This is a genomic window from Campylobacter sp. RM12640 (assembly GCF_020137595.1).
Taxonomy (GTDB): domain Bacteria; phylum Campylobacterota; class Campylobacteria; order Campylobacterales; family Campylobacteraceae; genus Campylobacter_E.
This window is the reverse complement of sequence record NZ_JACGAU010000013.1, coordinates 41,101-53,853: the sequence shown is the minus strand read 5'-3', so window position 1 is coordinate 53,853 and position 12,753 is coordinate 41,101. Positions and strand designations below refer to the sequence as shown.

The following is a 12,753-nucleotide window of genomic DNA, read 5'->3' as shown; positions in this document are numbered from 1 at the left end:
GAAAGTATAGGGATTTGTTATGATGGTTAATGGAGTAAATAATTTTTCAAATACTTATGTAAATACACTTAATAATAAAAACTCACAAAATAAAGCAAATGATGGGGCTAGTTTAGAATATCTAAAACTAGCTCAGCAAAAGCTAGAAAACGATCCGACTTACAATCCAATAAATGATAAAAATCTAAATCTTGGAGAAAAGGCAGGTTATTGTGTGTTTGGAGCATTAGACCCTGATTTAGTAGAAGAAATAAGCAAAGAATTTATGAAAAATTGGGTAGAAATTGATAAAAAAGAGCTTGATAGAACGCTAAACTCACTAAATATGTCATCTTTAGGTTTGCCTGATGATTTTCCTTTAGGTTATATAGATAGTAAGAAAATGCCAAGCGTTGAAGAATTACAAGCTAGAGTTAAAGAAAAAGAAAATTTAAGAAATAATGCAATAAATACTAAAGAAGAAATTAAACAAGAAGAAAAAGAAGAACAAACTAAAGAAAAACCATTCGAAGCCATAGAAGTAAAAGGCACAAGCACTCGTGAAAGTATGGAAGAAATACTTAGTAAAATGGATATTCAAAATATCAAAGATGAAAGAGATTTGTTGGCTATATTTTTAGCCTATAAAAATGGCGAGAATTTATATGATAAAAGGGTTTAAAATAAAAGAATTTAAAAATCTTAATTTTTATCAAAAGAGTAAAAAATGAAAATTAATTTTAATGATTTAAATCTAAGAAATTGGAATGACGCTTATAAAGATTATCAAAAAGCAAAAACACCAGAAGAAGAGAATAAATACTTAAAAGAATTAAGTAATATCGCTTTGTTTAAAGGTAAAAATGATAGTCAAGAAAACAATAATATAAGTAACAATAATGCATCGACAAATATTAGTGATATTTCTATATTTTATGTTTATATGCGAGATTTTAGCTATGCTAGGCTTCATCCTGAAATGTTTATTTCTAAGCTTTTTCAAAACGATGATGAGGCAAAGGATATTAAGGCATTTTTAAAAGAAAATGCCTTAAATAACGATTACACTGCTAATTATGATTATGAGATTAAAGAACTTTTTGCAAGTGATATTAGCGTGAATGAATTTAAGCAAAAATACTTAAAGCGTATAAACGAGCTTAAGCAAGAAAATCTAAAAGATAATATAGAAGAAACTAGCGAAGAACTTAAAAAAGATGAGTTTAAACCCATAGAAGTGAAAAGTGATAATATTCGTGAAAGTATGGAAGAGATTTTAAGCAAATTAAATAAAACTGAAATCAAAAATGAAAGAGATTTGTTGGCTATATTTTTAGCCTATAAAAATGGCGAGAATTTATACGATAAAAAAGTTTAGATTAAAAGAATTTAAAATCGTAAAAATTAGCATAATTTTAAAACTAATCACAAATTATTATATTTGTTTAATAAGCTAAGGAGTTTAATAAAATTAAGGCTTAAAAACTTAAACCCTAATTGTATTTTCAAAATTTTTTAAAATATAATTGTTTTATTACCTGCAATAAATACTTTATCATCAAACACTTTTTCAAGGGCATTTCTTAGCACTAGAGTTTCTATTTTTTTACCTGCTTTTCTTAAATCTTTTGAATTATAAGTGTGATTTACTCTAACTATGTCTTGAAAAATAATAGGCCCTTCATCTAAATTATCCGTTACAAAATGCGCACTTGCTCCTATGATTTTAACCCCACGCTCATAAGCTTGTAGATATGGATTTGCACCGATAAATGCAGGTAAAAAAGAATGATGAATATTGATGATTTTATCTTTAAAAGTATTTACAAAATTTGGGCTTAAAATCCGCATATATTTTGCTAATACTATATAATCAACATTGTATTTTTTAATCTCTTGAATTATATCTTGCTCGTAAAGTTCTTTATCTTTGCTAGTATCAATTAGGCTAAAATCTATATCAAATCTTTTCACAAAATCGCTTAAATCGTGATTTGCCATAACTTTTAAGATATTTGCATTTAGTTCATCTTCATAGTTTGCAAGTAGCAAATCACCTAAACAATGAAGTTCTTTTGAAGCTAGGATTATTATGTTTTTCTTTCTTTTTGGGCTAAATGTGATTTGTGCGTCTGTTAAAATCTGTTTTAAATTGTTTATAAAATCATCTTTTACACTTTCACTTGAGCTTAAAATCGCTAGAAAATAAAAAGAATTTGTATCGCTATTTACAAATTCATTATTGCTTTCTATATTAAATCCCGCCTTATAAATCTCATTTGAGATAATAGCCACAAGCCCTTTTTTATCAGGGCAAGTGATTTTTAAGATATATTCATTCATAATTTATCCTATGTTATTTAATTCAGCTTTTATTTCATTTAATTCGTTTTCAGCTTTTTGCATAGCAATTTTGTTTTGTTCTACAACTTGTGCTGGTGCGTTAGCTACGAATTTTTCATTACTTAGCATTTTGTTTAGCTTTTCGTATTCTGCTAGAACTTTTTTATATCTATTTTCTAACTTAGCTTTCATTTCATCAAGTGCTTTGCTATCTATAAAAATAGCGGTTTTTAGGTTCGTGCTAACATTTACGCTAAAGCTTTCTTTAGGATTTTCATCTTGGCTTAATTCTCCTACTTTAGCTAATTTTGCTATTAGTTTTAGATAATATTCATCAAATTTATGTTCGCTTATAATTTGTGCCGGAGCGTTTTTATCAGTAATATTTGCTGTTTTTTTGATACTTCTTAGGCTATTAATCGCTTCTTTACAAAGCTCGTAGTTTTTGATAATTTGCTCTTCAGTGGTTGAAATTTCATTTATTTTAGGATATTTTTCTACCATAATTGAGCCATTTTCAAAAATACTTGTCCCGCTTAATTTATGATATAAATAATCACTAATAAATGGCATAAATGGACTAAGTAATTTCATAGCGTTTAAAAATACGCTCGCAAGCTCATCTATACTACTCTCATCAGCCTTGCTAAACTCAATTCCATAATCACAAAACTCATCCCATAAAAACTTATAAATATTCATAGCAGCATCATTAAATCTATATTCATCTAAGTTTTTGCGAGTTTCATTTACGCATTTTTGAAATTCTGCGTTTATATAAATACCTAGTGTTGTTTTATAGCTACCTAGTATCTTATAATCCTTACCTTTAAGTAGTAAGAAATTTACCGCATTATAAAGCTTATTTGTGAAGTTACGAACTAAAATCATTCTATCTTCACTCATTCTTATATCTCTTCCTTGAACGGCTAAAAGTGCTAAAGTAAAGCGTAAAATGTCAGCACTATATTTATCAATGCTATCAAGTGGGTCAATTACATTGCCTTTGCTCTTACTCATTTTTTGTCCGTTTTCATCTTTTACAAGTGCGTGAAGATAAATGTCTTTAAATGGGATTTCGCCTAGCTCATTTTCACTTTGAAATAGCATTCTACATACCCAGAAAAATAATATATCAAAGCCTGTAATCAAAAGCGAATTTGGATAAAAGTCTTTTATATCACTTTCATTCCATAAAGTGCCTTTACCAAAATCGCCATTGTTATAACCTAGAGTTGAAAATGCCCAAAGTCCCGAGCTAAACCAAGTATCAAGTACATCTTTATCTTGAGTGATACTATCACAGCCACATTTTTCGCATTTTTCTACCTTGCTTTCACTTACATGAATATGTTCGCACTCATCACAATAATAAACAGGAATTTGATGTCCCCACCAAAGTTGTCTGCTGATACACCAAGGGCGTAATTCTCTTAGCCAAGCATTAAAGCTATTTATCCAATGAGCTGGATAAAACTTAGCATCACCATTATTTACCTTTTCTATAACTTTTGTTGCGATATCAGTTTTTACAAACCATTGTTTAGAAATATACGGCTCAACGATATTTTTACAACGATAACAATGTCCAACTTGATTTACATAATCTTCAATTTTTTCAATAAAGCCTAATTCGTTTAGTTTATCAACTACTATTTTTCTAGCCTCAAGTCTTTCAAGTCCTTTAAACTCAGCACAATGCTCGTTTAAAATTCCATTTTCATCAAAAATAGTTAAAAACTCTAAATTATGTCTAAGTCCTACTTCATAGTCATTATTATCGTGAGCTGGTGTTACTTTTACAATTCCTGTTCCAAAGCTCATATCAACATGGCTATCAGCTATGATTTTTATTTTACGATTTATAATAGGCAGCGTAACTTCTTTACCAACTAAGTGTTTATATCTTTCATCATTAGGATTTATCATTACGGCAGTATCGCCAAAATAAGTTTCAGGTCTAGTAGTTGCAACTACTAAATAATCCTTATCATTTAAAAAATATCTTATATGATAAAGTTTGCCTTTATTTTCTTCATATTCAACCTCAATATCACTTAATGCTCCATCTTTTGTGCACCAGTTTATCATTCTGTTATTTTGCTCTATTAAGCCTTTATTGTAAAGGTCCACAAAAGCTTTTTTAACGGCGTTTTGAAGCCCTTCATCCATAGTAAAACGAAGTCTTGAGAATGCTGGAGTAATGCCTAGTGCTTGCATTTGCTTAACTATAGCTCCACCGCTTTGCTCTTTCCATTCCCATACTTTTTCTATGAATTTTTCACGGCCTAATTCTTCTTTTTTAATCCCTTTTGCTAAAAGTTGCTTTTCAACTACATTTTGAGTAGCAATGCCTGCGTGATCAAGTCCAGGTTGATAAAGCACCTTAAAGCCATCCATTCTTTTATATCTTGTAATAATGTCTTGAAGTGTAAAAGTAAGTGCGTGTCCTATATGTAAAACACCTGTAACATTTGGCGGTGGCATCATAATTGCAAAGTTTTTGCCATTTTCTTGAATATTTTTATTTCCATCTATTTCAAAATAGCCTTTTTGTTTGCAAAATTCATAATAATCTTTTTCAATTTCTTTTGGATTGTAAAAATCGCTCATAAATAATCCTTAAATTAGTGTTTTTTGCCATTTTATTAATTTTTGCTTATTTTTAGGTTATTTTGCTAGACTTTTTGGCTTTTAATTTAATTTGTGGAGATGTTTTGAATAGATTAAATGATGAACAATTTGCGGCGGTTAATACTAGTTTAGGTAGTAATTTAATAATAGCAAGTGCAGGAACAGGAAAAACAAGCACAATAGTTGCAAGGATAGAAAAATTATTAAATGATGGTGCTAAAGCAAATAGCATTATGCTACTTACATTTACAAACAAAGCCGCTCGTGAAATGATAGCAAGACTTGAAAAAAAACTCGGCTCAAGCAAGATAAAAGGCATTGTAAGTGGGACATTTCACGCAATTAGTCTTGAGTATCTTAAAAAGCATAAAAATATTCAGCTTAAGCGAAATAGTGAATTAAGAGCCTTGTTAAAAAGTATTTACGAAAAATATTCTCCTAATAAAGATGATTTGTTTGATTATTCATATTTAGCCGATATTTATTCAAGGTTTAATAATACTAATTTAGTTGATGATTTTCGTGGATATTTGAAGGCTAATTATGAAGAGCAAGGCGATAATATTAATTTTTATTGCAAAGTTTTAAGTGAATACGAAGAGCAAAAAAAAGCTCATAATTATTATGATTTTGATGATTTATTGCTAAATGCTAAGGATTTTTTCACAAATGATTATAAAAATGAGCCTTTTTATGAAGTTTTAGTAGATGAATATCAAGATACAAATAATCTTCAAAGTGCGATTTTAGACGCAATCCCTAAAAAATCTCTTTTTTGCGTAGGAGATTATGACCAAAGCATTTATGCGTTTAATGGGGCAAATATAGAAATAATTGGAAGTTTTAAAGATAGATATAAAAATGCTAGAATTTATTCACTTAATAAAAACTATAGAAGCGTTAGCAATATTTTAGAATTTGCAAATAGGGTTATTACAAAAAACGAAAGACTATATCCAAAAGAGCTAATCGTAACTAGAAAAGAAGCTACAAAACCTATTAAATTACATAGTTTTAATCTAGCAAACGAACAATATGAATTCATTGCCAATGATATTTTAAGCAAACTTGAAGCAAATAATAGAGCTGATATTGCAGTGATTTATCGCAATAATTCAAGCGGTGATTTAATGGAAAGAAGCCTAAAGCAAAAGGGCATTAAAATAGCTAGAAAAGGTGGCAGTAGTTTTTATGAATTAAAAGAAATAAATACTCTTATAAATCTAGCTAATTTAACTAATAAAAATAGTGATATTTTAAGTTTTTTAGGGATTTTATTAGAGAGTAAAGGTGTTGGAAATGCTAAGGTAAATATTATTTATAAAGCATTTTTAGAATTAGGAAATGGCTCTTTATTAGAAGGTATTTTAAGACCTATTAAAAAAGATAATTACGATTTTTTAGCTAAAAGCGATGAGGCTTTTGGTCTGTTTGCAAGCACTCAAAATCAAGCTAAGCAAAGTGAGTTTAGCTTTTTAGCAACCGAGTTTAAAAATAATCCTGTTTTATTGTTAAAAGAATTAAAATTTGATAATGTAACCTTTCTTGAAGAACTTTATAAATTCTTAAAAGAAAATGAAAATATTGATAATCCTAGCGTTTTATTAAATAATGCTTATTCATCTAAGATTTTTAGCTTGATTATCAATAATCTTGCAGCTAAGCGTTCTTTTAAAGGTGCAAAAATAGTCAATGAGATAAAAGAGCAAAAGCTAGAAAATATTAAAAATAATTGTAAATATATTTTAGACGATGCGAAAAACTACAATACTTTTAAAGAATTTTATGAAAAAACTATTTTAAATATTGATTATGAAAATACTAAAGGAGTTCAGCTTTTAACCGTTCATGCTAGTAAAGGTTTGGAATTTGAAATTGTTTATTTGATTGACTTAGCACAAGGTAGATTTCCAAATCTAAAGCTTAGCAAAAGTGCTGGGGGTATTGATGAAGAGCGAAGATTATTTTATGTAGCACTTACAAGGGCAAAAGATGAACTTATTATGAGCTGGGCTAAAAGGCAAAAAGAAGATGATAAAACAGACGCAATACGCTCAATTTTTATTGATGAAGGTAAGAAAAATTAAAAGAATTTAAATCTTATTTTAAATTCTTTATTTTTTTAGCATAATTTTTAATTCTTATAGAATTAAGTATCACACAAATTGAGCTAAGCGACATAAAAATGCTAGCAATTAATGGATTTATAAGCCCCATAAAAGCTAGTGGAATGCTAATTATATTGTATAAAAAGCTTAATGCTAGGTTTGTTTTTATTAGTCTATAAGTTCTTTTTGCTAATAAATGAGAGTTTTTAATGCCTATTAATTTATTATCAAGCATAATTATATCACTTGAATTAAGGGCTAAATTAGTAGCGTTTTTAAAGCTAATTGATACTAATGCTAATTTTAAAGCTAGTGCGTCATTTATGCCATCACCTACCATTAAGACTTTATTATTTTTACTAAGATTTTGAATTATTTTAAGCTTATCTTCGGGCAAGCATTCACTATATAAATCATCAATTTGTAATTCTTTTGCTATTTTTTCACAAGGCTTTTGCTTATCCCCTGATAGCATTATTACTTTTATATTTTGCTTTTTAAAATAATTTATTAGCTCTAAAGCATCATCATTTAATTGATTAGAAAATACAAAATGCTCTAAAATCTCATCATTTTTAGCAAAAAACATTTCAGTTTCGTTTTTAGAATTTGCATTAATATTATGATTATTTAATAATTTTGCAGAGCCTAAATAGTATTTATCATTTTCAAATTCCGCAATCACTCCTAAGCCGCTTAATTGCGTGAGCTTAAAGTCTTTTAAACTAGGCTTAGTATCTTTTATATATTCATTTAGCGAACTTGCTATGAAGTGATTGTTTTTATCTAAAATTGCTTTTAAAATGCTTTTTTCATAATCATTTAGATTTATTTGGCTTAATAATTCTAATTTTGATTTTGTTAAAACCCCAGTTTTATCAAATACAGCTATGTCAATTTTACTAAGATTTTCAATATAATTTGAGTTTTTAAATAATACTTTAAGCTTTAAAGCTTCGTGTAAGCACAAAAGATTTCCAACAGGAGCACTAAGTGCAAGAGCACAAGGACAAGCAATAATTAATAAACTAACGCTTCTAATAATTGCTTCTTGAATATCGCTCATATTATATAAAAAGCACAAAAATGCAATGCTAAAAATCGCATAACAAAAATAAACACCAATTTTATCAGTTAGTTTTTCTAGGTTTGATTTTTTGGTTTTATTTAGTAATTTTGCAAGTTTATTAATATAGCTATCTTGAAAAGTGCAATTTGCTATGTAATCAAAACTAGCACATTCAACCATGCTAGCACTTTTTATAAAATCTCCTTGCTTAATATCAACTAATTCACTCTCGCCTGTAATAGCACTTAGATTTAATCTAGCTTGTAAGCTTTTGCAAGTGCCATCTATTAAGATTTTATCCCCTAAAAACACTCTAATTACATCATCTTTTTTTATTTTAGTAACGCTTATTTTTTCTATTTTGTCATTTTTAACAATGTTTACACTAGCGTTTAATAAATCACTTAAAAAATCAATATTTTCTAAAGCTTGTTTATATGATAATTGTTCTAAAAATCTACCTATAAAAACAAAGCAAATTATCATAGCTACGCTATCAAAATACACATAAGAAAGTCTTGCAAACATAGCATAAATACTATAAATATAAACTAAACTAGCCCCAAATGTAACTAGGCAATCCATATTTAAAATCTTATTTTTTAAAGCAGAAATTGCGCTCTTAAACATAGATGAAGCACTATAAAAAAGCACAGGAGTGCATAAAACAAATTCAGCAAAATTAATAATATCTTGAACGCTTTGCTCCATACTAGAAAAATACCCAGCATATCTTGCGATACTAAGCCACATAATATTCATAACACAAGCAATTGCTACAATTAGTTTTGAATAAAACTCAATATGAGTTCTTTTAGCTTTCATTGTTGTATTTGGATTGTAAGCTAGTGGGATATAGCCTAGAGATATTATTATATTTAATATATCTTTTGCTTTAGTTTTATTAGGATTATATTCTATACTTGCTCTTTTTGTTTGATAATTTATATTAATTTCTAATACGCCTTCATTTTTAAGCAGCATTTTTTCAATAAGCCATACACAAGCTGCGCAATGTAAATTATCTATTAAAATTAAAATTTTTTCATAATTATTTTCTTTTTCTATGTAAAAAGAGTTCTCATCATAAGAAATTTGCTCATTAATTTTAGATAAATTTGAAGCATTTTTGTAAAAATCTTCTAAATTATTTTCATTTATGAGATTAAAAACATTTTTACAACCATTACAGCAAAATGCGTTATTGCCTTGAAAAATCATACTATTTTTATCAAAATCTATTTTACAATGAGAGCACTTCAAGATAATTTCCTTTAATTTTATTGACAATTTTATTTTTAATTTATAAAATAATTTTTAATACTTCGTTTTTTACAAATAAGGAAATCAATGGATAAAGATATACAAACAGAACAAAAGCAAGATAAAAAAAATCAAAAAAAGCATATTCCAGTAGATGGATATAAAATAGAAGAATTAAAACTACTAACTCTTGAAAAACTAATAGAAATCGCAAACGAAGCTGGTGTTGAAAATCCGATGGAATTTAGAAGACAAGAGCTAATGTTTGAAATATTAAAAGCTCAAACAAAAAAAGGTGGTTTTATACTCTTTACAGGTATTTTAGAGATTAACCAAGAAGGTTACGGCTTTTTAAGAGCTATGGATGCGAATTTAAGTGATAGTGCAAACGATGCTTATGTTAGTAATTCACAGATTAAAAAATTTGCTTTAAGAGTGGGTGATATCGTAACAGGTCAAGTAAGAGAGCCAAGAGAACAAGAAAAATATTATGCACTTTTGAAAATTGAAGCGATTAATTATTTACCTTTAGCAGAAGCTAAAAAAAGAGCTTTATTTGATAACTTAACTCCAATTTTTCCAACAGAAAAATTACAACTTGAATACGACCCTTTAAAGCTAACGGGTAGGGTGCTTGATTTATTCACACCTATTGGAAAAGGTCAGCGTGGATTAATAGTAGCACCTCCTAGAACAGGAAAAACTGAATTAATGAAAGAATTAGCAACTGCAATTGCTAAAAATCATCCTGAAAGCCAACTAATAGTGCTTTTAATTGATGAGCGACCTGAAGAAGTAACTGATATGCAAAGATGTGTAAAAGGTGAAGTTTTTAGCTCTACATTTGATCAACCTGCATTAAATCATGTGCGTGTGGCTGAACTTGTGATTGAAAAAGCTAAGCGTTTAGTAGAAATGGGTAAAGATGTAATAATCTTACTTGATAGTATCACAAGACTTGCTCGTGCTTATAATACTGCAACTCCTAGTAGTGGTAAGGTTTTAAGTGGTGGTGTTGATGCAAATGCACTTCATAAGCCAAAAAGATTTTTTGGAGCTGCTAGAAATATTGAGCATGGTGGAAGCTTAACAATAGTTGCAACTGCTTTAATTGATACGGGTTCAAGAATGGATGATGTGATTTTTGAAGAATTTAAAGGAACAGGAAATAGTGAAATCGTTCTTGATAGAAATATTTCAGATAGAAGAATATATCCAGCTATAAATATTACAAAGAGTGGAACGAGAAAAGAAGAATTATTACAAGGGCCAATTAATTTACCTAAGATTTGGGCAATTCGTTCAGCTATGAATTCTATGGAAGATGTAGAAGCGCTTAAATTTTTATATGCAAAAATGCTAAAAACTCAAAATAATGAAGAATTATTGTCAGGATTAAATGAATAATATGCAAAATTTATCACTTAAATATCGTCCAAAAAATTACGATGATTTAGTAGGACAAAGTGCTGTTAGTAAGAGTTTAAAATATGCACTAGATAGTAAAAACATAGCTAATGCTTATCTTTTTTCTGGTCTTCGCGGGAGTGGAAAGACTAGCTCTGCTAGGATATTAGCAAAAGCACTAAATTGTGAGCGTGGGATTAGCTCAAAACCTTGCGGAATGTGTGCTAGTTGCGTTAGTAATGATGGAATAGATATTTATGAGCTTGATGCGGCTAGTAATCGTGGTATTGATAGTATTCAAGATTTAATAGAAAATACAAAATATGCACCACTTCATTCAAGATTTAAGATTTTTATAATTGATGAAGTACATATGCTTACTCGTGAAGCCTTCAATGCGCTTTTAAAAACACTTGAAGAACCACCTAGTCATGTTAAATTTATTTTAGCAACAACTGATGTGCATAAATTGCCAGCTACTATTTTAAGTAGGGTTTTACATTTTAGATTTAAAAAAATTCCTTTACAAGATATTGTAAGTAGAATGGAATTTATATTAGCAAATGAGCAAATTCCTTATGAAAAAGAAGCTTTAACTCTTATTGCTAGAAGCGGTGGCGGGTCTTTAAGAGATAGCCTTACTTTATTAGAGCAAGGCATAATTTATTCTCAAAGAAAACTTAATAAAGAAAGCATAGCTTTAATGCTAGGTTTAATAGAACCAAATATTATAAAGCAATTTTTTGCTGATGTTTTAAGCTCAAATGATAATGGTATTTTTAGATTTTTAGAACTTGCTAAATCTTATGAAGCAAGTGTGGTAATTGATGAGATGAGTTCTTTTTTAAAAGATAGTTTTGCTAATAAAAATCCAAATTTTTCTTTAATTTTATACGATAGGTTTTTTCATATTTTAGCAAAGGCTAAAAATATGACAAAGATTAGCGATGATGATGAATTTATTTTATACATTTTAGCATTTATGCTAAAAGACGCTACAAAATTAAAAAGTATAGATGAAGATTTAAAAGTAGAAAATATAAATAAAAACGAGCAAGATTACTTAAATTTTGTAACTATGATTGCTAAAAGAGATTATAAATTAGGAGAAATATTTAAAGAATGTGCTTCTTTTGTAAGTTTTGATGGTAGTGAATTTTGTATTAAAATCAACCCTAAAAATGAAGAAGATAAGCAGTATTTTAAACAATATTATACAAGCGTTGTAAAGAATGTATTTGCTAGTATCTTTAATGATGCAAAATTAGTTTTAATTAGCGATTTAACGAAGCAAAATGTAAAAAATGAAGCAATAAAAGAAGAAAATAATTATCCTAAAATAAATAATACTAATTTTGAAAATAATTCAAATAAGAATTTAAAACAGGAATTTCAAAATAATTACAATACTTATGAAGAAGAGATTAAATATCCTGAGTATCAAAGCGATGATTTTTTAGATTCTAATATGACTTTTGAAGATGAAGATAATATTTATGAAATACCAGATGATATTTTAGAGCAATACGAACCTGAACTTCAAAATATTTTATTTGAATCATTAGTAAAAATTAAAATAGAAAATGATACTTTAGAATTACATGTAATGCCGCCTTATAATGAGAAAGAAAAGGCTATTTTAAGAGATAATATTAAAAATGTTTTAGCTAAATGTAGTGCGTTTTTTAAAACTAAAAATGCAAAAATAATCAATGCAGAGCTAGATAAAAAAAAACTTCATTAGAAACTAAACCTAATGAGTTTAATAAAGAGCAAGATTTTAATATATCTAGGCATTTAGGCGAATTAGAATTATCTAAATTTGTAATAGAACCAGATTTTCAAAGTAGTATTGATTTAGAAAATAAGGCTAATGAATTTAATAGAGAACAAGATTTTAATATATCTAGGCATTTAGGCGAATTAGAATTATCTAAATTTGTAATAGAA

The 12,753-nt window shown here is 28.1% G+C and carries 8 protein-coding genes; 5 read left to right on the top strand and 3 right to left on the bottom strand.

Going from position 1 to position 12,753, the window contains the following annotated elements:
- Positions 1-19: 19 nt before the first annotated feature.
- Together AVBRAN12640_RS06405 and AVBRAN12640_RS06400 are read left to right on the top strand one after the other, a co-directional pair.
- Positions 20-661 carry a hypothetical protein gene (locus AVBRAN12640_RS06405; RefSeq protein ID WP_336612976.1) on the top strand — a complete coding sequence of 214 codons (642 nt, stop codon included), beginning with the start codon at positions 20-22 and terminating at the stop codon, positions 659-661.
- 45 nt (positions 662-706) lie between these two features.
- Positions 707-1,357 carry a hypothetical protein gene (locus AVBRAN12640_RS06400; RefSeq protein ID WP_336608982.1) on the top strand — a complete coding sequence of 217 codons (651 nt, stop codon included), beginning with the start codon at positions 707-709 and terminating at the stop codon, positions 1,355-1,357.
- A 137-nt stretch (positions 1,358-1,494) separates the two neighbouring features.
- Here AVBRAN12640_RS06400 and purU read toward each other — a convergent pair whose 3' ends face one another.
- Both purU and AVBRAN12640_RS06390 read right to left on the bottom strand, forming a co-directional pair.
- On the bottom strand, positions 1,495-2,322 hold the full coding sequence (gene purU, locus AVBRAN12640_RS06395) for a formyltetrahydrofolate deformylase (protein ID WP_214118690.1): 828 nt from the start codon (positions 2,320-2,322) through the stop codon (positions 1,495-1,497).
- A 3-nt stretch (positions 2,323-2,325) separates the two neighbouring features.
- Positions 2,326-4,935, bottom strand: a complete 2,610-nt coding sequence (locus AVBRAN12640_RS06390; protein ID WP_336608981.1) for a valine--tRNA ligase — start codon at positions 4,933-4,935, stop codon at positions 2,326-2,328.
- A gap of 104 nt (positions 4,936-5,039) precedes the next feature.
- Between AVBRAN12640_RS06390 and AVBRAN12640_RS06385 the strand changes: the two genes are divergently transcribed.
- Positions 5,040-7,043, top strand: coding sequence for an ATP-dependent helicase (locus tag AVBRAN12640_RS06385; protein ID WP_336608980.1), 2,004 nt, complete (start codon positions 5,040-5,042; stop codon positions 7,041-7,043).
- Positions 7,044-7,056: 13 nt separating this feature from the next.
- Here AVBRAN12640_RS06385 and AVBRAN12640_RS06380 read toward each other — a convergent pair whose 3' ends face one another.
- Positions 7,057-9,396: a heavy metal translocating P-type ATPase gene (locus AVBRAN12640_RS06380; protein ID WP_336608979.1), complete on the bottom strand. Its 2,340-nt coding sequence runs from the start codon at positions 9,394-9,396 to the stop codon at positions 7,057-7,059.
- An 87-nt stretch (positions 9,397-9,483) separates the two neighbouring features.
- Between AVBRAN12640_RS06380 and rho the strand changes: the two genes are divergently transcribed.
- Together rho and dnaX are read left to right on the top strand one after the other, a co-directional pair.
- Complete coding sequence (gene rho / locus AVBRAN12640_RS06375) at positions 9,484-10,803, top strand: transcription termination factor Rho (protein ID WP_214118675.1); 1,320 nt, start codon at positions 9,484-9,486, stop codon at positions 10,801-10,803.
- A 1-nt stretch (position 10,804) separates the two neighbouring features.
- Positions 10,805-12,547, top strand: a complete 1,743-nt coding sequence (dnaX, locus tag AVBRAN12640_RS06370) for a DNA polymerase III subunit gamma/tau (protein WP_336608978.1) — start codon at positions 10,805-10,807, stop codon at positions 12,545-12,547.
- Positions 12,548-12,753 lie beyond the last annotated feature (206 nt).